The organism is Stenotrophomonas sp. 86156_Sma, assembly GCF_056481625.1.
In genome coordinates this window covers 1544802-1566933 of record NZ_CM151157.1, presented here as the reverse complement: position 1 = coordinate 1566933, position 22132 = coordinate 1544802, and the positions used below count along the sequence as shown (strand labels likewise).

The following is a 22132-nucleotide window of genomic DNA, read 5'->3' as shown; positions in this document are numbered from 1 at the left end:
CCCTGGTTTTTGCTGAAATCCCTGCTTTCCCGTTCCATGTATCAAGGACGATTGCCGATGAAGACCCTGCTGTTCCCGTTCGCCGCCGCTCTGGCCCTGGCCGCCTGCTCGCCCTCGAAGGTCGAGTTCCAGATCGACAACCCGACCGACGCGCCGCTGGCCCTGAGCATCGATGGCAAGGACCTGCCGGTGGCCGCACAGGGCTCGCGCCCGGTCTCGCTCGCTGTCGGCGAGCATCGCCTGCATACCGACAAGCTCGGTGATGTGCGCTTCATCGTCTACGTCGACGGTCGTGGCGGGCTGATCAACCCGACCCTGAGCGAGTACGTGGTCGCCCGCGAGATCTATGTCACCGACGAGAGCAAGCTGAAGAACTTCGGCACCGGCAAGGCCGGCATCGAGCTGGGCGGCGTCGACTTCGAAGGCCCGTTCGAAAAGAGCCACGAACTGTTCATCGACAAGACCTGGACCTACGGCGTGCGCGAGCCCTTCCCGAAGGAAAAGGTGGTGGCCCACGTCGACACCAGCGGTGGCCAGATCGTGGCCAAGGTGTTCACCGCGCCGGACTTCATCGCTTACGTGGAAGAAGGCATGGGCGAGCCCGGTGCGTTCAAGCGCGAGCAGCCGGCCGGCTACGTGGCCCCGGCGTTCAGCCTGGAACCGGCCCCGGCCAGCCTGCCGGCGCTGGTGCCGGCCTTCGAGGCGCATGCCGCGCCGCTGCGTGAGGTCTATGCGCGCTGGCTGAAGGCCACCACCGCCGATGAACAGAAGGCCCTGCGCAAGCAGGACTTCGCCGCGCAGATGGCCTTCACCTCGGCCACTGCCACCCTGGGCAGCGGGCTGGGCCGGGAGGCCAACGAGGCCTACAACGACTTCGTTTCCCAGCGCAGCCAGCTGATGGGCCGCAGCGCCCTGGTGGTGCCCTGAGCTGACTGGCGCGCCCTGCCCGGCTGCGCTACCGTCGCCTTCCAGACGAAGGCGTACGGGTGGTTTGCACGCATTCGGCTAGAATTCCCCTCTTCTTTACACGACGGCTTCCGATGAATCCGAACTACCTCGACTTCGAGCAACCCATCGCCGACCTGGAAGCCAAGATCCAGGAACTGCGCAACGCCAGTGCCGGGCCGGCGGTCAATGTCGAGGCGGAAGTGCACGCGCTGCAGGACAAGCTGCGCATGCGCACCGCGCAGATCTTCCGCAACCTGACCTCGTGGCAGGTGCTGCAGCTGGCCCGTCATCCGTCGCGCCCGTACACCGCAGACTACCTCCGCGTCATGTTCGATGAGTTCCAGGAGCTGGCCGGCGACCGTGCCTTCGCCGACGACAAGGCCATCATGGGTGGCCTGGCACGCATCAATGGCCGTGCGGTGATGGTGATCGGCCACCAGAAGGGCCGTGACACCAAGGAAAAGATCAAGCGCAACTTCGGCATGCCCAAGCCGGAGGGCTACCGCAAGGCCCTGCGCCTGATGAAGATGGCCGAGCGCTTCGGCCTGCCGGTGCTGACCCTGATCGACACCGCCGGCGCCTGGCCGGGCATCGATGCCGAATCGCGTGGCCAGTCCGAAGCGATCGCACGCAACCTGATCGAGATGGCCGAACTGAAGGTGCCGATCATCTGCACCGTGATCGGTGAAGGTGGCTCCGGCGGCGCGCTGGCGCTGGGCGTGGGCGACCGCACCGTGATGCTGGAGTACTCGGTGTACTCGACCATCACCCCGGAAGGCTGCGCCTCGATCCTGTGGAAGGATGCCGGCAAGGCCAAGGATGCCGCCGAACAGCTGGGCCTGACCGCCCCGCGCCTGAAGAGCCTGGGCCTGGTCGACAAGGTCGTGCGCGAGCCGACCGGCGGCGCCCACCGCAACCCGACGCAGATGGCCAAGCGCCTGAAGGCGGTGCTGCTGAACGAGCTGGACGCGCTGGACAAGCTGTCCACCGAGCAGCTGCTGGAACAGCGCTACGCCCGCCTGCGCAGCTACGGCACGTACGAAGCGGCCTAAGCCCGGTAGTGCCGGCCGCTGGCCGGCAACACGCAGGTGATTGCAGAAACGAAAGAGCCGGGCATTCGCCCGGCTCTTTCGTTTGCGCCCTGGCGGCATCCACGCATGACGTGGATCTACCGGGTGCAGATGACCCCGCGTCAGAACGGCTTGGCCAGCACCAGCCACACGATCGGGATGAAGGCCAGCAGCGGGATCTCGTTGATCCAGCGCAGCGCGCGCGACGACGGCAGCGCCCTGCCCTTGGCCACGCCCTTGAGCAGGCGCCCGATCCAGCTGAAGTACACCAGCAGCAGCACCACCAGCCCCAGCTTGGCATGCAGCCAACCGGCGCCGCCCGAGGCAACCATCGTCGGGAAATCCGGAATGACCTTGTAGCCCAGCCACAGCACCAGGCCCAGCAGGAACGCCAGGCCGAACATCGAGTGGCCGAAACGGTACAGGCGCAGGCCCATCAGCTGCAGGCGCTCGGTCACCGCCGGCTCGCCTGCGGTCTCGGCCAGGTTCACCAGGATGCGCGGCAGGTAGAACACCGTCGCCATCCACGCCACCACGAACACGATGTGGAAGGTCTTGACCCAGTAGTAGCTCTGCATGCGCTCGCTCCGGCGGCTGGCGTAGGTTGGCGGCCATTCTCGCATGCCGTGGCCGGGCCACCCCACGCCCCAGCGCCGCGACACATCGACGCATGGCGCGTCGCAACACCGTACGATAGGCGCCGTTTTCCCCGACCGCGCACCGCCCCATGGACAAGACCTACGACGCCGCCTACTTCCAACGCTGGTACCGCCGTGCCGACATCGGCGGCAGCGCTCGCCTGGCGCGCAAGGTCGCGTTGGCCGTGGCCAGCGCCGAGTACTACCTGGAGCGGCCGATCCGCAGCGTGCTGGATATCGGCTGCGGCGAAGGCGCCTGGCGCGCGCCGCTGCTGAAGCTGCGTCCGAAGGTCGAATACCTCGGCTTCGACAGCAGCGAGTACGCTGTGCGCCGCTACGGGAGGACCCGCAACCTGCACCTGGCCCGCTTCGGCGATTTCGCCTGGCTGCGGCCCTGCGCCCCGGTCGACCTGCTGATCTGCTCGGACGTGATGCACTACGTGCCCGACCGTGAGCTGCGTGCCGGACTGGCCGGCGTGGCGGAGCTGACCGGCGGCGTGGCCTTCCTGGAGACCTTCGCCGCCGAGGACGCGTTCGAGGGCGACCACGAGGGTTTCCAGGCCCGCCCGGCGCGCTGGTACCGGCGGACGCTGGCCCGGCACGGTCTGCAGCCGGTAGGGTCGCATTGCTGGCTCGGCCCCGCCCTGGCAGGCGATGCGGCCGCGCTGGAACGGATGTGAATCCGGATTCATTATTTTCAGCCAACTTAACCTGCGGGACACCCGGATGGGATATGCTGCGCGGCAACATATGACCATACATATTCGGTCGTCATGCTCTATCAACTGCACGAACTGACCCGCAACCTGCTCGCCCCCTGGGTGCACCAGGCCCAGGCCAACGCCAGGTTCTTCGCCAACCAGGGCCACTGGTGGTCGCAGATGCCGGGTGCCGATCGCCTGGCGGCGGTCAATGAACTCTTCCACCGCATCGGCAAGGATTACGAGAAGCCCGAGTGGGGCATCAACGAAATCGACGTCGATGGCGAGCGCGTGCCGATCGTCGTGCACGAGGAAGTGAGCAAGCCGTTCTGCAAGCTGCTGCGCTTCAAGCGCCACAGCAATGAAGCCGACCAGCTGCACACCATGCTCAACCAGCCGTTCGTGCTGGTGGTGGCGCCGCTGTCCGGCCACCATGCCACGCTGCTGCGCGATACCGTGCGCACCCTGCTGCGCGACCACCGCGTGTACGTCACCGACTGGGTCGATGCGCGCATGGTGCCGTCCAGCGAAGGCGAGTTCGGCCTGGACGACTACATTGCCTACATCCAGGAGTTCATCCGCCACCTCGGCGTGGAGCGCCTGCACGTGGTCAGCGTGTGCCAGCCGACCGTGCCGGTGCTGGCGGCAGTTTCGCTGATGGCCAGCCGTGGCGAACCGACGCCGCGCACGCTGGTGATGATGGGTGGCCCGATCGACGCGCGCTGCAGCCCGACCGCAGTGAACAATCTGGCCACGCAGAACCCGCTGTCGTGGTTCGAGAACAACGTCATCCACACCGTGCCGGCCAGCTATCCTGGCGCCGGCCGTCGCGTGTACCCGGGCTTCCTGCAGCACGCCGGTTTCCTGTCGATGAACCCGAGCCGCCACTTCAGCTCGCACTGGGACTTCTACACCGACCTGGTCAAGGGCGACCTGGAAGACGCCGACGCGCACCGTCGTTTCTACGACGAGTACAACGCGGTGCTGGACATGCCGGCCAAGTACTACCTCGATACCATCCGCGTGGTGTTCCAGGACTTCCTGCTGCCGCGTGGCGAGTGGGTGGTCAACGGCGAGAAGGTCGATCCGTCGGCGATCCGCGACACCGCGCTGCTGAGCATCGAAGGCGAGCTGGACGACATCGCCGGCCTCGGCCAGACCGAAGCGGCGCAGGCGCTGTGCACCGGCATCGACGCTGACCGCCGTGAGCATTTCATTGTCGAAGGTGCCGGCCACTACGGCATCTTCAGCGGCCGTCGCTGGCGCGAAGTCGTGTACCCGAAGGTGCGCGACTTCTTCGCCGCGCATGCCGAAGCACCGGCGGCGAAGGTCACGAAGAAGAAGAGCAACGTCACCCCGTTGCGGCGAAAGGCGGGGTAACTCGCCCAGGGTGGGTGCCGACCTTGGTCGGTATGCCCTGGTAGATGCCAACCTTGGTTGGCGCTCTACCCTGAATCCCGGTATCTGAAAGATTGTGCCAACCAAGGTTGGCACCTACCAAAGCGAATTCCGCCAAGCGCCCCTGCACTGATGGATCGTGCCAACCAAGGTTGGCACCTACCGGAGCGTCCGCACCCGCTTACAGCCGCACGAGCAGGTTCTTGGCGATCAGCCCATGCAGCTTGCCGATGCCACGTGCCAGGTGCATCGTCAGCAGCAGCAGCAGCGCCCCCGCCGCGGCAACCGCGATCGCCACCAGCGGCGAGGCCGCCATCGGCAACACGTTCACGTCGTTGATGTACACGCCGGGGATGTCGCCACTGAAGATCGCTGCGACTGGCGCCCAGATCAGGCTCAGCGACAGCGACAGCAGCGTCACCGCGATGGTGAAGTAGATCACGCCCAGCGGCAGCATCAGCACGAAGTACAGCAGGGTCAGCCAGGTGCGGCCGTCGGTGAACATGTCGCCGATGCGCTGCAGCCAGCTGCGGCTGCGGTCGGTGTAACGCGGACGACGTGGCATGCGCTCGCCCAGCAGCGCTTCCACCAGCCGCCCTTCCAGCAGCGCCAGCCCGCGCACCGAACCGAAGAACAGCACGGTCAGCGGGATGCCGATGATCAGGATCAGCAGGCCCAGCGACAGCGACAGGCCGGTCACCACCCAGGTGAAGAAGAAGGTGCCAGTCGCCAGCGACAGCAACATGTAGAACAGCGCACCATAGGTATGCGGATCGGCCACCACACCGAAGAAGCGGGCCAGCAGCGAGCGCTGTACCGGCGCTGGTGGCGGCGCGGCCGGCTCGACACCACTGGCTTCCGCCGCCGCACGCAGCACCGGCGCGGTATCCGCACGCGGTGTACGCAGCGCGCGATTCACCGTCACTTCGGTCTCGCGGTAGATTTCGGCTACCTCGTCCGGCGCGCCATAGCTGCCGGCAACGTCGGCGATCACCTCGGCCTCGCTGCGGCCGGGCTGCGCGGCCAGTTCCGAGCGCAGGTATTCCTCGGCGTCGTACAGCGCGTCCTGCACCATCGCCGGGTCGGCGCCTTCCAATGCCGCGCGCAGCTGCGCCAGGTACTGCGGGATGGTCGTGGGCAGGGCTCGGCCTGCCAGGCTCGGGTCGTTCATTGCGGTACCCCCTCCAACACGGAATCGACGGAATCGCGTGTGGCCTGCCAGGCTTGGCGCCATTGCGCCAGCACCTCGCGGCCACGTTCATTGATGCGGTAGTAGCGCCGCGGCGGCCCGCTGCTGGACGGCTCCACATGGCTTTCCAGCAGGCCGGCGCCCTCCAGATTGCGCAGCACCGGGTACAGCGCGCTCTGCTTGCCGCTCAGCACGCCCTCGCCCACCCGCTCCAGCTCCTTGGCGATCAGGTAGCCGTACAGCGGCTCCCCAGCCCGGGCCAGCACCGCCAGCAGGGCCAGCGACACCGTTCCAGCGCTGAGTTCCTTCTGGAACTTCTTCAGCTGGACATCGTCCTCGGACATGACCGGCCCTCCACTACGTTGAAGTCCACAGTAGTGCGAAGTTCAGTATAGCGAATGTGTCATTAGTCACTCTGCCGGTTGGCGTGGCCGGGCCGCTCACGCAGAATCGAAGCCTCGTTCATGTTCCGGGGATCCCATGCCGCACCGCCGTCGCCTTGCCCTGACCGCCCTCGCCCTGTCCTGCCTGCTGCCCGCCATGGCCAGTTCGGCCACGCCCTACCGCAGCCCGCAGCAGATCCTCGATGCCTCGGCGGCCAGCGACTGGCGCGCCCCGGACCCCGCCAACCTGCTGTACATGGACCTGCCGGCCGGGCGGGTGATCATCGAACTGGCACCGCAGTTCGCTCCGCGCCATGTCGCCAACATCCAGACCTTCGCCCACGAGCACTTCTGGGACGGCACCAGCATCTACCGCTCGCAGGACAACTTCGTGGTGCAGTTCGGCGATGCCGACGCCGATGACGCGGCCAAGGCCAAGCCGTTCGGCAGCGCCGCGCGCAAGCTGCCGGCCGAATTCGAACGCGCCAGCGCCGGCCTGAAGGTCAGCGTGCTGCCGGATCGCGATGGCTGGGCCGCGCAGACCGGTTTCGTCGACGGCTTCCCGGTCGGCCAGGACCCGCAGGCCGGCAAGGCCTGGCTGGCGCACTGCTACGGCATGCTCGGCGCTGGCCGCAGCAACGAGGAAGACAGCAGCATCGGTGCCGAACTGTACGTGGTGACCGGCCAGTCGCCGCGCCAGCTGGACCGCAACATCACCCTGGTCGGCCGCGTGCTGAAGGGCATGGAGCTGCTCAGCGCGACCCCGCGCGGCCCGGCGCCGATGGGCTTCTACACCGACCCGAAGCTGCGTACGCTGATCGTGTCGATCCGCCGCGCCAGCGATGTGCCGGTGGCCGAGCGCACGCCGATCCAGGTGCTGCGCACCGATTCGAAGACGTTCGCCGATACGGTGGAGGCGCGTCGCAATCGCGTGGATGATTTCTACAAGCGCCCGGCGGGGCATATCGATCTTTGCAATGTTCCGGTGCCGGTGAAGTAACGCCGTCGCGGGTTCTGCGCGTGGCGCGTGCTGAAGGTGCTTCATCGTTCATGGGCGTCACTTTTCTTTTCGCGCGAAAAGAAAAGTAACCAAAAGAAACGCGCCGCCAGGTCGCGAGCCGCCGTGCTTCGCACGCCGGTCCCCTGCGCTTCTCGGTGAATCAGGGGACGGCGCGAGGAAGTCAGCCGACTAGCTGTGATCTCTCTGTAGGTTGTTCATCCGGGACATCTTTGGAAAATGGTGGTTACCACACCGTTCCAGCCCCCAAAGAGCCCGGATGAACAATCATAAAAATGCCCGTTTGACGCCGTTTAGTCGAGCGCTTCTGGTCCGCCGTATCCTCCACGAGGGCCTACGCCCGGAAGAAGCAGCTCAAGCGTGTGGCGTAAGTGTGCGTACGGCCTACAAGTGGCTGGCCCGATTCCGCCAGTTCGGGGCACCGGGCCTGGAAAACCGCAGCTCACGGCCTCACCAGACGCCGCATGCCACACCTGCTCCGGTAGTCGAGCAAATCAAGGAGCACCGCCGTAAGCGGCAGACCTACCTGACCATCTCCAAGGCGCTGGGGGTCGGCCACAGTACGATTTCAAGGCTGATGCGCGCCCACGGCCTCAATCGGTTGTGTCGGCTTGATCCGCCCAAGGAGGTCATCCGATACGAATACGATCAGCCCGGAGGGCTGCTGCACTTGGACATCAAGAAGCTGGGCAACTTCCAGCGGCCAGGGCACAGAACCGATGCCAAGCGCAGGGGAAACGCCGCCGGCGGTGGCTGGGGCTACGTCCACGTGGCCATCGACGATCACTCCCGGGTCGCCTTCAGCAGCATCCACCCCAACGAACAGGGCGAAACCGCCTGTCAGGCGTTGCTGGGCGCTCTGGAGTACTACGCCAGCCTGGGAATCACCTTCAAGCGGATCCTGACCGACAACGGTGCGTGCTATCGCTCCACTGCATTTGCCAAGCTGCTCAAATCCCTTGGGATCAAGCACATCAGAACCAAGCCCTACACGCCGCGGACCAATGGCAAAGCCGAGCGCTTCATCCAGACCAGCCTGCGCGAGTGGGCTTACGCCTGCGAGTACGCATCCTCGGACCAGCGCAATTCCGTGTTGAACCAATGGCTGCACTACTACAACTGGCACCGTCCCCATATGGCGATCGGCGGCCAGCCACCTATCTCAAGAGTGCCGCTGAACAACGTAGTGGGTTTACACAACTAGCAGTCGGCTCTACAGGACATCGGCGCCTCTTTGCCCCTGATTCCCCTGCGGTGCTCGGCTCGCTCAAGGCGGACTGGAAGGTCAAGATCAACCGCAAAGGCATCCACGCATGGCGTGGATCTACTGGGTGCAGCTGTGGCCTTTGATCTGGGTCCGCCTTGAGCGAGCCGAGCACCGCAGGTCCGGCGAGGGCGAAGAGGCGCGGGTGTCTGAGCGCAGCGAGTTCCCGCGCCGTCCCTCGACGGGCCGAGGAGCACAGGGCACCGATGCGTAGCATCGGCTCTCGGCTGGCGGAACGTTTCTTTTGGTTACTTTTCTTTGCGTACAAAGAAAAGTAACGCCCATGAAAGGTGAAGCACCTTCAGCACGCGCCACGCGCAAAACGCCAACACCTCAGCCCTTCTGACTCACCGCCACACTACCCAGAATCAACGCACCCGCAATCAGCATCTGCAGCGTCACCGGCTCACCCAGGAACAACCACGCGAACGCAGCGCCGAACAGCGGAATCAGATAGGTCACGGTCGACGCACGCGACGGGCCGATACGGCCGATCAAACGATAGAACATCAGGAACGCCAGCGCGGTGCAGGCCACGCCAAGCGCGATCGCTGCGCCCCAGGCCTTGGCCGGAATCGCCGCCTGCGGCCAGTGGCTGACCGCCATCGGCAGCATCCACAGCGAGGCACACGACAGCGTTGCCGCCGCCGCGGCCGCCGACGGCAGGCCGGTCATGTGCCGCTTCACCAGGTTCACGCCCAGGCCGTACAGCAACGAAGCCGCCGCACCGGCCAGCACCGCGGTGCCGATGCTCAGGCCGGAGACCTTGGCCGTGGCCAGCACCACCACGCCGGCGAAGCCGACCAGCAGCGCACCCGCACGGCGCATGCCGATCTTCTCGCCGAAGAACAGGAAGGCGATCAGCGCGGCGAACAGCACGGTCATCGCATTGCAGATCGCACCGATCGCGGCCGGTGCCTGTTCGGCGGCATAGGCGAACAGCACGAACGGCAGCGCCGAGTTGATCAGGCCGATCGGTGCCAGCCACAGCCAGCGTCGCGGCGGGAACTGTGCGCGGGCACGCCACAGGAACGGCAGCAGCACCAGCGCGCCCAGCACCAGCCGCACCTCGACCAGCGCGAACGGGCCGAACGACGGCACCGCCACCCGCATGAACAGGAACGAGCAGCCCCAGATGGCGCCCAGCAGGGTCAATTCCAGCGGCGTGCGCCAGTCGCGCTCGGCCGCCTGTGGGACCGCATTCATGCCCTGCCTCCGTCCATCGTCGGTTCCTCGCCAAGGCAGACAGGATCAGGCGCAGACGCCCGCCACACAAGCGCGTAGTATCGCTGCCAGCCACAAATATGGTTTGAGGCTGGACATGCAGCTACGCCCTTCCCTGCTCCCCGCACTGGCCGTGTTCGCGGTCGCAGCGCGCCACCAGAACTTCGCCCAGGCCGCCCAGGAGCTGCACCTGACCGCCAGCGCGGTCAGCCACCATGTGCGCCGGCTGGAGGAGGTGCTGGAAACCCGGCTGTTCCTGCGCCACGCCCGCGGCGTGCGCCTGACTGCCGAGGGCCGGCAGCTGGCCGACGCCGCCAGCGCCGCCTTCTCCGATGTCGCGGCCGTCGCCCATCACCTGCAGCCGGATGCCGACAGCGTGCCGCTGCGGATCACCACGCTGCGCTCGCTGTCCTACTGCTGGCTGCTGCCACGGCTGCCACGCTTCACCCAGGCCCATCCGCACATCCGCATCGAACTGCACACGGGCAGCGGTCTGGACCGCTACGACGACAACGGTCCGGAGGTCGGCATCCGCTATGGCCTGGGCCAGTGGCCGGGCCTGCGTGCACAGCACCTGATGGATGACTACCTGTTCCCGGTCGCCTCACCGGCGCTGGCCGGGGTCGAAACGCTGGTCGATCCGGCGCGCATCGCCGACCTGCCGCTGCTGACCGATCTGTCGCCGCAGGGCTGGCGCGACTGGTTCCGCCACTCGGGTGTGCGTCCACCGTCGCCGCTGCCGCCGATGCATACCTTTGCCGACAGCACTGATGCGATGCGTGCCGCGGTGTACGGCATGGGCGCGGTGCTGGCACGTACCCATATCGCGCAGCCCTACCTGCAGCGCTACGAGGTGGTACGCCTGCCTGGCCCGGCGCTGAAGGCGCGCTACGCGTATCACGTGGTGCATGCCGAAGGGCAACCGCCGAGCCACGCCGCGCGCCTGTTCATCGACTGGTTGCTGGAGCAGGCGCAGGACGAACGCACGCCGATTCCCGCGTTGCCGGAAAGCCTGCTCGGGCGCCCGGCCACGCACGGCTGACTGCGCCCTCACCCGTTCTTTGCTTCACGCTGGCTAGGCTGCAGGCAACCCCACACCGTATCGACGCCATGGCCATGCTGCGACTGCGCATCACCGGAACCGAAGACGACGCCCGTGCCATCAGCGACCTGCTGCTCGGCCTGGACGGCATCGAACATGTCGAGGAAACCGACGACCTGATGCCGCACATGGACGACGACGATTCCAGTTCGGCCGGGCTGTCCGATGACATCGGCCCGGGCATCCACGAACTGGAAGTGGAAGTCGGCAATGAAAGCACCGCGCAGAAGGTGCGCGATGCCGTGCAGGAACTGGCACTGGAGCTGGACGTGTTCGTCGAGTACGAGACCGACGAGGGCTGATGCCGGCGGGTTGCCGGCATCAACCTTCACCTCAGAGGCTGGGCGGCAGCCTGCGGCGGCGGCGACGCCACCACGCCCGCACACCCCAGGCCGCGATCAACGCCAGCACCGCTACCGGCAGCAGCGCGGCGGCAGCACGGATCAGGAACGCAATACTGGTGCTGAGGATGCTGCCCGATTCGCTCAGCGCCTCACCGATCTCGCTGCGGCTGCGCTGGCCCGAGGTGGTGTCGAAGTGCATCGTGACCAGCTGTGTATCGATGCGCCGGCGCTGCTGCGCAGAATCCTTGTTGGCCTGCTCGACGCCCGCTTCGATCTCCGACAGGCGCGTGGTGATCGCCATCAGGTCCTCGATCTTCAGGTCCTTGCGGTCCTGGTAGGACAGCAGCCGCGCGTGTTCCTTCTCCAGCCGCGCCTTGGTCAGTGCGGTGTCTGCTACCTCCTGCGCCAGGTCCTCGGCGCGCGTATTGCGCGACTGCAGCGTGCCCCCCTCACCGGCCAGAGCGATCAACGGCTCGGTGCCCTTCGGCGCAATGCGCACCTTGACCTCGCCGCTGGGCTGCTCGCCACTGCGCTGGTCGACCTGCAGCACCGCGCAGTCACCGAACTTCGCGCTCTGGCAGGCCTGCGCCACCTGCTGGATGCGCGGTGCAATCTGCGCCGCTTCCAGCTGCACCTGCACGTCGTGTTCGTAGGCGAGGAATGCGCCCTCCGGTGAAGCAACGGCCGCTTCGGCGGCAGTAGCGCCTGCATCGGCCGCCACATCGCCGTGTTTGGCGCAGGCTGCCAATGCAAGCAGCAGCACCGGCATCGCCACCACGCGCGTCCACGCGTGCAGCGGCCTCACAGTGCCGCTCCGTCGTAGGACATGACGGCCAATGTGGCCAGATCCACCTGCGGTACGCAGCGCACGTTCACCGCCACCATCGGCGTGCCGGTGCGCGGATCCACCGCTTCACTGTACGGCGCGACGCCACACTCGCGGCAGTGGTGGTGATCGATATGCGCCTTGTTGAAATGATAGGTGGCCACGTCCGCCGGATCGGTGGTCAGCTGGAACGCCTCGCGCGGGGCGAACCACAGCAGGCTGCCGCGGCGGCGGCACATCGAGCAGTTGCAGTCGATGACATCGCTGATTGGCGCCTCGGCCTGTACGGTGAATGCGATCCTGCCGCAATGGCAGCTTCCCTGGTATTCCATGTCCTGCGCTCCGCTGGAGAGTCCCTGTCTGCGCCCATGGTAATCCTATGGCACGGGGACAAAGCAGCCCCGGGGCCCTATGCTCGGGGTTTGACCCTGTACAGGAACGCCGATGCGCCCGCATCTCCTTGCCCTCGCCCTGGTCGCCGCCCTGGCCGGTTGCCAGCCGGCCGACGCCCCGACCAACGGTTCCACCCCGGCCGCCAGCCAGCAGGCCGGTGACGCGGCGGTCGATGCCGCCTTCGCCGACCTGTCCAAGCGCGCCCTGGACACCTGGATGCAGCTGTCGCCGGTCAGCGCCACCCAGATCGGTGACCACCGCTACGACAGCGAACTGGATGACCTCAGTGCCGCCGGCCAGCAGAAGACCCTGGCCGCCTACAAGGCGCTTCTGGGCGAGCTGGACAAGATCGAGGTGGCCAAGCTGGGCCGCGAGAACCAGGTGGACGCGGCGATCCTGCGCAACCAGCTGCAGTCGGAAATCTGGAACGCCGAAGTGCTGCAGTCCGGCAAGTGGGACCCGCAGCTGTACAACGGCATTGCCGGCAGCGCGATCTACGGCCTGATGGCCCGCGAGTTCGCGCCGCTGCCGGAGCGCCTGAAGTCGGCCACCGCGCGTATGGAAAAGCTGCCGGCGATCTTCGCCCAGGCACGCGAGAACCTGGATCCGGCCCGCGTGCCGAAGATCCACGCCGAGACGGTGGCCAAGCAGAACAAGGGCATCCTCAGCATCGTCGATACCTTCATCACCCCGCACATCGGCGAACTGCCGCAGGCCGACCAGCAGCGCCTGCAGGCCGCCATCGATGGCCTGAAGAAGGCGGTGGACGAGCAGCAGACCTGGCTGGACAAGACCCTGGTGCCCAACGCCAAGGGCGATTTCCGCATCGGCGCGGAGAAGTACGACCAGAAGCTGAAGTTCGCGCTGAACTCGTCGCTGTCGCGCCAGGAGATCGGCGAGCGTGCACGCGCCGAACTCAAGCGCGTGCGCGAAGACATGTACGGCATCGCGCAGACCGTGCTGAAGGACAAGCCGGGCGCACCGGAGATGCCGGCACAGCCGACCGACGAGCAGCAGCAGAAGGCGATCGAGGCCGCGCTGGAGCTGGCCTACGCCGACAAGCCGGCGCGCGACAAGGTGGTCGACGATGCCAAGGCCGCACTGGAGCAGTCCACCGCGTTCGTGCGCGAGCACGACCTGATGACCCTGCCCGACGCGCCGGTGGACATCATCCTGATGCCGGAATTCCAGCGCGGCGTGGCCGTGGCCTACTGCGATTCGCCGGGCCCGCTGGACAAGAACCTGAAGACCTTCTACGCCGTGTCGCCGATTCCGGACGACTGGAACGACAAGCAGGTCGACTCGTTCCTGCGTGAGTACAACTCGCGCATGATCCACCTGCTGAGCATCCACGAAGGTACTCCGGGCCACTACCTGGAAGGTTGGCATTCGGCCAAGTTCCCCTCCACCCTGCGTGCGGTGCTGCGTTCTGGCCTGTTCGCCGAAGGCTGGGCGGTCTACACCGAGCGCATGATGCAGGAGCAGGGTTACCTCAACAACGACCCGCTGTTCCACCTGGTGCAGCTGAAGTTCTACCTGCGCACGATCTCCAACGCGATCCTCGACCAGGGCGTGCACGTGGACAACTGGGATCGCGAGAAGGCGATGCACCTGATGACCCACGATGCCTTCCAGCAGGAAAGCGAAGCCGCCGGCAAGTGGGTGCGCGCGCAGCTGACCTCGGCGCAGCTGCCGACCTACTTCGTCGGTGCGCAGGAACACTTCGACACCCGCAAGGCGGTGCAGGAGAAGCTGGGCGACACGTTCAACCTGAAGGCCTACCACGACCAGGTGCTGTCCTACGGCGCCCCGCCGGTGCGTTTCGCACGCCAGCTGATGCTGGACCAGCCGATCGAGTGATCGGGACGGTGTGAGATGAAGCGGAGCGGCCCGGGGAAACCCGGGCCGCTTTTTTTTGGTTCTTCACCCAACTCCGGGGAAGGCGGCTCGGATTTTGAGGAAGAAATAGGCGTCGTCCCGGTATCCGTAGGCAACGCGCATTATGACCTTTATCTTGTTGTTGATCCCCTAGACCAGATTCGTTCCGAGGGGCCACCGGCAATGAGCCAGAATGCCTGCCAGATAGGGCTGTAGGCGACGGACAAACGTTCGCAGGGGCTCCAGGCGGCTACGCAATGCGCGCTGTCGCCAGCTCTTCCACGCTTTTGCTGCCCAAGCCTGGCTACGGTAGCGCCAGAGCTGCTTCAAGTCGTCTTTCAGCACATAGGCCGTCAGTAGTGCCTTGTTGGCAGCCAGCAGCTCCTTGAGCTTCACTCGTTGATCCGCCGGGACATTCTGCCGGTTGCGTAGCAAGAGCCAGCGAGAGGTCTTCACCACACGCCGAGCAGGTTTGTCCTGACGCAGCCTGTTGGCTTCATCCACGCGGACCCTGTCGATGACCTCCCGGCCGTATTTGGCCACCACATGGAACAGGTCGTAGACCACTTCGGCATTTGGGCATTGGGCTTTCACTTCTAGGTCGAATGCCGAATTCATGTCCATGGCGACCGCTTGGATACGTTCGCAGCCCTCCCGGCCCAACAGCTCGAAAAAGGGGCGAACATCCGCTCGGCTACGACCACGCCCAACCCATAGCACTCGTTTGCGGGACGGCTCTACTATCACCGTGGCGTAGCGATGGCCCTTCTGGATCGCGAATTCGTCCATTGCAAGAATACGGATTCCGGAGAGGTCCACCGGTCCCAACGTCTGCTGCAAGTGCCTGAAATCAAGCGCCTTGACGGTTTTCCAGTCCAGTCCGTGCCATCTGGCTGTGGCATGGATCGACGTGGTAGCACACATCTGTGCAACGCTCTTTGCGAGTCGTTGCGTGACCCGGCAGTGCCGATCCAGCCAGTCCAGATGCTCCAGCTTCGGCCCGCAACGAGGGCAGGCCACGCGCTGCCGCTGCACCTCCAGCTCGACCGGCTCATCGAAAACAGGCAGATCACGGATACGCCGGATCACATGGTCGTGGATGGAGGTAACCCACTTGGAACAGCCGCTGCAGCGGTGCCTGCGGCGTCCATCGGGAAGCAGCGAAAGTACCAGCCACGAGACCCCATGACGAACCTCGCGTCTCCAACCATCCAGGCGATACCCCGCCCAGTCCCCCAACAACGGCATACAATCCAGCTTGGCCACGGCCGGCCCCAGTTTGTAGTCTCGACAACCACAATCTAGCGGGTCGGCCGTGAGCCTCTCCCCTCAGATGGGAGAAGAACCTTTTTTTTGCCCCTGCTTGGGCTGCTGCCGGGTCAGAGCAGATGGATGTACATTTTCTTTGAGCCCAGCCGCAGATCCACGAAGTACTCAACACCACAGCCACGACAGGCTGAAGGGCAATCCTCATCGCTGCCCCGCTCGTTTTCCAATGAGCCAGCCACTACCGGGTATCCGCACTCGAAACAGTTGAAAGCCACATGGTTGCCATGCGGATCAGCAGGGATCTCATCACCCTCACCGTCCATCACGAGAAAATCCGTGATTCTCATCGCCACTCCCTCCCGCTGAATTGATGACGACAGACTAGCCGACTCTTGAGCTTCAGGCGCCGCTCCGGTCCTGAATACTCGCAAACCGGGCCCGTGCGGCCTCACAACTGGCAAACGACTCCGGGCGCATCGTTCGCATCGCCTCCCCGTCCCTGCTGGTTCCCATGCCCTCCCTGGTGCTACGCCTCGGCCTCCTCTGCGCTGCCCTGGCGGCCGGTCCTGCCTTCGCCGCCTGCCCCCCGCCGCCGCCCGGCCAGCCGGACATCCGCGCTCTTGGCTACTACACCGACAAGGCCGGCTCGGTGATCGACCCGGTACTGCACCAGCAGAACAAGGACGCCACTGCGCCGCTGGACCGCTATGCCGCGGACGTGGCGCGCATGAGCGACGACTACCTGCGCACCGGTGACCCGGCAGCGGCACAGTGCACGCTGAGCTGGCTGGGTGCGTGGGCCGACGATGGCGCCATGCTCGGGCAGATGATCCGGGTCAACAACGATCAGTCGTTCTACATGCGGCAGTGGATGCTCGATGCGGTAGCGATGGCCTACCTGAAGGTGCATGACCAGGCTGGTGCCCGGCAGCGCGCGCGCATCGACCCCTGGTTGCAGAAGCTGGCCCTAGCGAATCTGGCGTACTGGGACAATCCGAAACGGCGCCGCAACAACCACTACTACTGGGGCGGCCTGGGCGTGCTGGCCGCCGGCCTAGCCACGAGTGACGAGGCCTTGTGGCAGGCCGGCCACGCCGCCTTCCAGAAGGGCATCGATGACATCCAGGACGATGGCAGCCTGCCGCTGGAGATGGCGCGCGGGCAACGTGCCCTGCACTACCACGACTACGCATTGGCGCCGCTGGTGATGATGGCTGAGCTGGCGCGGCTGCGCGGCCAGGACGGGTACGCCAGCAGGGATCACGCCATCGACCGCCTTGCCCGCCGCGTCGTCGAAGGCAGCAAGGACCCTGCATGGTTCAACGAACACACCGGCGTTGCACAGCTGCCGCTGCAGGCCAGCGGCTGGGTCGAGTTCTACCGGTTGCGATCACCGGATGGCGGCCTGTTCGACGCCGCGCATGCACGTGGCCCGTTCCACTCGCCCCGGCTCGGCGGCGACCTTACGCTGATGGCCACGCATGGCATCGTGCGCGCGCCGCTGCGTTAGCGGCGTATCTCAGCGCGCTGCCGGATGCAGCAGACGTTGGAACTCGGCGACGGTGCACCCCTGAGCCGCGCACCCCGGCACACGAAGCGCGACGCGGCCCGGCGGCTGCGCGTTGGCCAGCGGCAGCGCATCGCGCAGCTGCGCGGTGGTCGGGTAGACGTAGGCCAGGCGGATCCGTTCCACCCCGCTGTGGCGATCACGCCAGCGCTCGAACTGCAGCAGGCCGCCGATCGGCGTCTTCTCGTACTGGCCCGGCAGGCTGTAGTCGCTGATTCCCAACGCCGCCAGCACCGAACCGATATTGGAATCGTGACCGACCAGCAGGCTCACTTTCGGCGATGCGGGATCTTCCAGCAACGCATCCACGCGTGCCAGCAACGGTCCGGCCACATCCCGCGCCACCTCGGGCGTTCCGAACAGGATGTCCTGGTAGCGGTTGCGGATCTGCGCCAGCGCCTGCCATTGCGCCTCGGTGGTCAACCGGCCCCAGCCTTCGCGGGGGATGCCACTGCCCTGGTAGTGCTCCATCAACAAGGCATCGACCAGCCCGCTGGCCAGAGCCAGTGATCCGGAGACGCGTGGCTCCTTTCCCGGTTCCGCGCTGAAGGTGGTGTCGGACAGCGCCAGATGGCAGTCGTTGTGCCCCTTGCATGCCGCCGACTGCGGATAGCGGGTGATCTCCTCCACCACGGACAGTGCCGGTGCCAGATCGGATGCGGACAGCGCCTGCTGCATCGCCGATGCCGCACGTGCGCGGAACGCCGCGTCATCGCGGTGGATCACCGGATTGAACAGCGGGTCCATCGTGCCCAGCGGCATGCGTTGCTCGACCGCAACATGGCAGCCCGGGAAGGCACCGGCAACGAAGAACTGCGCGGTGGCCTGGGTGCGCTGCAGGCTGTTGGCGTACGCGTGGAAGTCATCCTCCTGCGGGCAACCCGACACCGGCAACAGCTGCGCCTGGCGCAGCCACTGGGCGATGTAGCGGCCCATGTAGACCTCCAGCACGCCTCCCTTGGTAGTCAGCTCGCCCGGTGCCACCTCCCAGCGCGGCCAGGCCTCGGGCGTCGCATTGGCCAGCGCGCCGGAGGCTACCACCGGCGCGCGCAGGTTGTGACGGCTGAGCAGGACGACCTGCTTGAGCTGGTCGCCGTCCATGGGTGCCGGCGCAGCCGTGGCAACCGTGGCAACCAGGCTGAGTGCCAGCAACAGGGAGCGCAGGGGGCGGATCATGCAGGTCTCCGGAAACACGCTGGGGTCAGAGCCCTTTCCTGCGGAAAGGGATCCGACCCCGAAGCGATCATTGATCGGCAGCCACGAAGCCACCGGTCTGCCGCGCCCACAGCCGTGCGTACAGGCCACCGGCCGCAATCAATTCAGCGTGGCTGCCGGTCTCGACGATGCGCCCCTGGTCCATCACCACCAGCCGGTCCATGCGCGCGATGGTCGACAGCCGGTGCGCGATCGCGATCACCGTCTTGCCGCCCATCAGCTGGTCCAGGCTGTCCTGGATCGCCGCTTCCACTTCCGAGTCCAGCGCCGAGGTCGCTTCGTCCAGCACCAGGATCGGTGCGTCCTTCAGCAGCACACGGGCAATGGCGATGCGCTGGCGCTGGCCACCTGACAGCTTCACGCCACGCTCGCCGACATGTGCGTCGTAGCCACGACGGCCCTGCCCGTCCACCAGCGTATCGATGAAGGCTTGGGCACGTGCCTTGGCCACCGCAGCGCGCAACTGTTCATCGGTCGCGTCGGGGCGACCGTACAGCAGGTTGTCGCGGATCGAGCGATGCAGCAGCGACGTGTCCTGGGTGACCACGCCGATCTGCTGGCGCAGGCTTTCCTGGGTGACGTAGGCAATGTCCTGGTCGTCGATCAGGATGCGGCCGCTTTCCAGGTCGTACAGGCGCAGCAGCACGTTGACCAGGGTCGACTTGCCGGCGCCGGAAGGACCGACCAGGCCGATCTTCTCGCCCGGCTTCACCACCAGGTCGAGGCCGGCGATCACACCGCCCTTCTTGCCGTAGTGGAAGTGGATGTCCTGGAAATGCACGCCACCACGGGTCACCTGCAACGGGACCGCATCCTCGCGGTCCTGCACGGTCAGCGGCTGGGCGATGGTAGTGATGCCATCCTGCACCGTACCGATGTCCTCGAAGATGCCGTTGATGGTCCACATGATCCAGCCGGACATGTTGTGAATGCGGATCACCAGGCCGGTCGCCAACGTGATCGCGCCAACAGTGATGTGGCCACCGTTCCACAGCCACAGCGCGAGCCCACAGGTACCGGCAATCAGGAAACCGTTGACGATGGCGATGGTCAGGTCCATGCCGGTGGTGATGCGGGTCTGCGCACGGTGCTTGACCGCCAGTTCCTGGATCGACTCGGCCACATAGGCCTGCTCGCGTCCGCCATGGGCGAACAGCTTCAACGTGGGAATGTTGGTGTAGCCATCAACGATGCGGCCCATCGCCTTGGAACGCGCTTCGGAGGCGATCCATGCGCGTTCCTTCGCGCGCGGAACGAAGTAGGCCAGGATCACTGCATAGGCCAGCAGCCACAGGATCAACGGCACCATCAGCCGCCAGTCGGCCTGCGCGAACAGGTACAGCGCGGTGCCGGTGTAGACCACGATGTACCAGAGCGAGTCGACCATCTGCACCGCCGATTCGCGCAGCGAGGTACCGGTCTGCATCACCCGGTTGGCCACGCTGCCGGCGAAGTCGTTCTGGAAGAAGTTCAGGCTCTGCCGCACCACGTAGTTGTGCATCAGCCAGCGCGAGCGGTTGCTCAGGCCGGGCACGATCGCCTGGTTGACCAGCAGGTTATGCAGGCCGACCAGGATCGGCCGAGCGATGACCGTGATGAACAGCATCCAGCCCAGCTCGTTGGCATGGCGCTGGAAGAAGCCGGCACCGGGCTGCTCGGCGACCATGTCGACGATGCGGCCCAGGTAATCGAACATTGCCACTTCCACCAGCGCCAGCAGCAGGCCAGCGATCAGGGTCGCCAGCAGCACCGGCCACACTGGGCGCAGGTAGTGCAGGTAGAACGGCAGCACCTTGCGCGGTGGCATACGCCCATCCACGGGCGGGAACACCGGGATCAGGGATTCAAACCAACGGAACATCGCACTCCCTCGCCTCTTGCAAGCGGCGGAGTATCCCACGCCGGATGTGTACGCCAGCCGATGATCGCCACCGCTCCGGTAGTGCCGGCCGCTGGCCGGCAACCTTGCGACGCATCCGGGGATCATGAGGTTGCCGGCCAGCGGCCGGCACTACCCATCGGATTCGTCAAACGTCAGCGCCGGGCCACGCCCCGCGGCGTCATTTCACCGGGGTGAACAGCAGGTCCTGGAAATCGAAGCTGAAATCGGTCAGGTCGGAGATCGACTGCATGCGCACCTCGCGCACCTTGCCGTCCGGATCCAGGCTGAAGTTCACGAACGCGTCGGCGTTGAGCGAACGGTCGTCCCAGCGCACGATGAAGGTGTCATGCTGCCAATGCTCCAGGCGCCCGCTCAGCTGCGCGGTCTTCATGAAGCGCAGGCGCAGGCCCTTGCCCTCGGTACTGACCTGCATGTCGCCATACCAGCGGTCGCGGAACGTGCCGGTGTAGCCGGCCAGTGCCAGCGATGGCTTGCTGCCCTTGTCACGCGCGCTCTGGTGCTTGGCCCAGGCCTCATCGGCCTTGTCCTGGCCCTTGGCCACGGCCTTGGCATAGGCGTCCACCCAGTCGTGCTTCTCACCGCCCAGGTAAGCATCAAGCACGCTCAGGGTGATCGCGTTGAACGCCGCGCCTACTTCCTGGTTGGTCAGCACCACCACGCCCAGCTTCTCGCCTGGCACCAGGGTCAAACGCGAGACCATGCCCGGCCAGCCACCGGTATGCCAGACCAGTTTCCGGCCGCGGTAGTCACTCAGGCTCCAGCCTTCGCCGTAGCCGGCAAAGTTGGCCCGCGCCGGCGCCAGCTCCGGCACGCTCGGCGCCGGAATCGACTGCGGCGTGATCATCCGCCACATCTGCTGCTGGCTCTTGTTGCTGAACAGCGCGGTGCCATCGGCCAGCTTGCCTTCGTCCAGCTGCACCTGCATCCAGCGCGCCATGTCGTGCGCACTGGAATAGATGCCACCGGCGCCGGCATTGTTCGACCAGGTCAGCGGTGCAACGGTACGCAGGTCCTTGAAATCGTACTTGGCGTGGCCGACCGCGGCCTTGTCGCCCGGCTTCAGGTGATCGGCGTTGTAGCGTGTGCCGGCCATGCCCACCTTGTCGAAGATGCGGGTCTGCAGGAACTGCTGGTAGCTCATGCCGGAGACATGCTCGATCACCTGCTGGGCAACCGCGTACAGGATGTTGTCGTACGCATAGCTCTCGCGGAAACCGCCCTTCAGCGGCACCTTGCCCAGCCGCTCCACCACTTCGGCATTGCTGTAGGAGGTGGTCGGCCAGAACAGCAGGTCACCTGCGCCCAGGCTCAGCCCGCTGCGATGCGACAGCAGGTCGCGGATCGTCATCTGCCCGGTCACGAACGGATCGGACATGCGGAACGACGGCAGGTGGTCGATCACCTTGTCGTCCATCTTCAGTTTGCCGTCCTCGGCCAGCAGGTTCAGCGAGGTGGCGGTGAACGCCTTGGTGTTGGAAGCAATGGCGAACAGCGTATCGGCCTGCACCGGTTCCGGCTTGCCCTGCTCGCGCACGCCCCAGCCGCGTTCCAGCACCACCTCGCCATCCTTGACCACGGCCACGGCAATGCCGGGCACGTCGAACTGCGCGCGCACGCGCTCGACGGTGGCATCCAGGTCCTGCAGCTGCGCGGGGGTGGCAGCACTCGCCATGGTCGTGCACGCCAGCAGCACGGCTCCTCCAATCCAGGGTTTCATCCAGCACGATCTCCGAACAGGGGTGGCGGCCATGTGCAGGCCGTCACCGGGGTTTCGCGCGATGGTAACGATCTACGGCGCACCC

The 22132-nt window shown here is 65.9% G+C and carries 20 protein-coding genes and 1 pseudogene; 10 read left to right on the top strand and 11 right to left on the bottom strand.

Going from position 1 to position 22132, the window contains the following annotated elements; genetic code table 11:
* Positions 1-57 precede the first annotated feature (57 nt).
* Both ACZK33_RS07295 and ACZK33_RS07290 read left to right on the top strand, forming a co-directional pair.
* On the top strand, positions 58-927 hold the full coding sequence (locus ACZK33_RS07295; protein ID WP_423174750.1) for a hypothetical protein: 870 nt from the start codon (positions 58-60) through the stop codon (positions 925-927).
* Between the two features lie 113 nt (positions 928-1040).
* Complete coding sequence (locus tag ACZK33_RS07290) at positions 1041-2000, top strand: acetyl-CoA carboxylase carboxyltransferase subunit alpha (protein WP_032128332.1); 960 nt, start codon at positions 1041-1043, stop codon at positions 1998-2000.
* A 140-nt stretch (positions 2001-2140) separates the two neighbouring features.
* Here the strand turns inward: ACZK33_RS07290 and ACZK33_RS07285 are convergent, their stop codons facing one another.
* A complete protein-coding gene (locus tag ACZK33_RS07285) occupies positions 2141-2596 on the bottom strand; it encodes a CopD family protein (protein ID WP_423174749.1) in 456 nt (151 codons plus the stop codon).
* A 149-nt stretch (positions 2597-2745) separates the two neighbouring features.
* Here ACZK33_RS07285 and ACZK33_RS07280 point away from each other — a divergent pair, with 149 nt between their 5' ends.
* Both ACZK33_RS07280 and ACZK33_RS07275 read left to right on the top strand, forming a co-directional pair.
* Entirely contained in the window at positions 2746-3336 is a 591-nt protein-coding gene (locus tag ACZK33_RS07280; RefSeq protein ID WP_032128334.1) for a class I SAM-dependent DNA methyltransferase, read from the top strand.
* A 93-nt stretch (positions 3337-3429) separates the two neighbouring features.
* Complete coding sequence (locus tag ACZK33_RS07275) at positions 3430-4737, top strand: polyhydroxyalkanoate depolymerase (RefSeq protein ID WP_088025384.1); 1308 nt, start codon at positions 3430-3432, stop codon at positions 4735-4737.
* 199 nt (positions 4738-4936) lie between these two features.
* Here ACZK33_RS07275 and ACZK33_RS07270 read toward each other — a convergent pair whose 3' ends face one another.
* Together ACZK33_RS07270 and ACZK33_RS07265 are read right to left on the bottom strand one after the other, a co-directional pair.
* A complete protein-coding gene (locus ACZK33_RS07270; RefSeq protein ID WP_423174748.1) occupies positions 4937-5926 on the bottom strand; it encodes a sensor domain-containing protein in 990 nt (329 codons plus the stop codon).
* The gene (locus tag ACZK33_RS07265) at positions 5923-6288 is read right to left on the bottom strand and encodes a PadR family transcriptional regulator (protein WP_032128337.1); all 366 of its coding nucleotides are present in this window, start codon (positions 6286-6288) and stop codon (positions 5923-5925) included. Before ACZK33_RS07265 ends, ACZK33_RS07270 begins: the two co-directional genes overlap by 4 nt.
* 136 nt (positions 6289-6424) lie before the next feature.
* Here ACZK33_RS07265 and ACZK33_RS07260 point away from each other — a divergent pair, with 136 nt between their 5' ends.
* Both ACZK33_RS07260 and ACZK33_RS07255 read left to right on the top strand, forming a co-directional pair.
* Positions 6425-7327: a peptidylprolyl isomerase gene (locus ACZK33_RS07260; protein WP_423174747.1), complete on the top strand. Its 903-nt coding sequence runs from the start codon at positions 6425-6427 to the stop codon at positions 7325-7327.
* 277 nt (positions 7328-7604) lie between these two features.
* Positions 7605-8549 (top strand): IS481-like element ISStma3 family transposase, encoded by a 945-nt coding sequence (locus ACZK33_RS07255; RefSeq protein WP_478454306.1) that lies wholly within the window; start codon positions 7605-7607, stop codon positions 8547-8549.
* A 393-nt stretch (positions 8550-8942) separates the two neighbouring features.
* Here ACZK33_RS07255 and ACZK33_RS07250 read toward each other — a convergent pair whose 3' ends face one another.
* Positions 8943-9815, bottom strand: coding sequence for a DMT family transporter (locus ACZK33_RS07250; protein ID WP_423174426.1), 873 nt, complete (start codon positions 9813-9815; stop codon positions 8943-8945).
* A 115-nt stretch (positions 9816-9930) separates the two neighbouring features.
* On the opposite strand from ACZK33_RS07250, the gene ACZK33_RS07245 reads away from it, so the two are divergent.
* On the top strand, positions 9931-10875 hold the full coding sequence (locus ACZK33_RS07245) for a LysR substrate-binding domain-containing protein (protein ID WP_279913186.1): 945 nt from the start codon (positions 9931-9933) through the stop codon (positions 10873-10875).
* Positions 10876-10943: 68 nt separating this feature from the next.
* Positions 10944-11237, top strand: coding sequence for a hypothetical protein (locus tag ACZK33_RS07240; protein ID WP_005415831.1), 294 nt, complete (start codon positions 10944-10946; stop codon positions 11235-11237).
* A 31-nt stretch (positions 11238-11268) separates the two neighbouring features.
* On the opposite strand, the gene ACZK33_RS07235 is transcribed toward ACZK33_RS07240, so the two are convergent.
* Together ACZK33_RS07235 and ACZK33_RS07230 are read right to left on the bottom strand one after the other, a co-directional pair.
* Positions 11269-12048: a DUF4349 domain-containing protein gene (locus tag ACZK33_RS07235; protein WP_423174428.1), complete on the bottom strand. Its 780-nt coding sequence runs from the start codon at positions 12046-12048 to the stop codon at positions 11269-11271.
* A 32-nt stretch (positions 12049-12080) separates the two neighbouring features.
* The gene (locus ACZK33_RS07230) at positions 12081-12437 is read right to left on the bottom strand and encodes a GFA family protein (protein WP_110711692.1); all 357 of its coding nucleotides are present in this window, start codon (positions 12435-12437) and stop codon (positions 12081-12083) included.
* A 112-nt stretch (positions 12438-12549) separates the two neighbouring features.
* Between ACZK33_RS07230 and ACZK33_RS07225 the strand changes: the two genes are divergently transcribed.
* The gene (locus tag ACZK33_RS07225; protein ID WP_423174425.1) at positions 12550-14358 is read left to right on the top strand and encodes a DUF885 domain-containing protein; all 1809 of its coding nucleotides are present in this window, start codon (positions 12550-12552) and stop codon (positions 14356-14358) included.
* A gap of 63 nt (positions 14359-14421) precedes the next feature.
* On the opposite strand, the pseudogene ACZK33_RS07220 reads toward ACZK33_RS07225, so the two are convergent.
* Together ACZK33_RS07220 and ACZK33_RS07215 are read right to left on the bottom strand one after the other, a co-directional pair.
* Positions 14422-15624: pseudogene (locus ACZK33_RS07220) on the bottom strand (ISL3 family transposase).
* A 131-nt stretch (positions 15625-15755) separates the two neighbouring features.
* Positions 15756-15992 carry a hypothetical protein gene (locus ACZK33_RS07215; RefSeq protein WP_423174424.1) on the bottom strand — a complete coding sequence of 79 codons (237 nt, stop codon included), beginning with the start codon at positions 15990-15992 and terminating at the stop codon, positions 15756-15758.
* A 164-nt stretch (positions 15993-16156) separates the two neighbouring features.
* On the opposite strand from ACZK33_RS07215, the gene ACZK33_RS07210 reads away from it, so the two are divergent.
* On the top strand, positions 16157-17155 hold the full coding sequence (locus ACZK33_RS07210; RefSeq protein WP_423174423.1) for a polysaccharide lyase: 999 nt from the start codon (positions 16157-16159) through the stop codon (positions 17153-17155).
* Positions 17156-17164: 9 nt separating this feature from the next.
* On the opposite strand, the gene agp is transcribed toward ACZK33_RS07210, so the two are convergent.
* The 3 genes from agp to ACZK33_RS07195 all read right to left on the bottom strand — a co-directional run bounded on the left by agp (position 17165) and on the right by ACZK33_RS07195 (position 22047).
* Positions 17165-18388: a bifunctional glucose-1-phosphatase/inositol phosphatase gene (gene agp, locus ACZK33_RS07205; protein ID WP_423174422.1), complete on the bottom strand. Its 1224-nt coding sequence runs from the start codon at positions 18386-18388 to the stop codon at positions 17165-17167.
* A 67-nt stretch (positions 18389-18455) separates the two neighbouring features.
* On the bottom strand, positions 18456-20288 hold the full coding sequence (gene smrA, locus ACZK33_RS07200; RefSeq protein ID WP_423174421.1) for a multidrug efflux ABC transporter SmrA: 1833 nt from the start codon (positions 20286-20288) through the stop codon (positions 18456-18458).
* A gap of 199 nt (positions 20289-20487) precedes the next feature.
* Entirely contained in the window at positions 20488-22047 is a 1560-nt protein-coding gene (locus tag ACZK33_RS07195; protein ID WP_423174420.1) for a serine hydrolase, read from the bottom strand.
* Positions 22048-22132 lie beyond the last annotated feature (85 nt).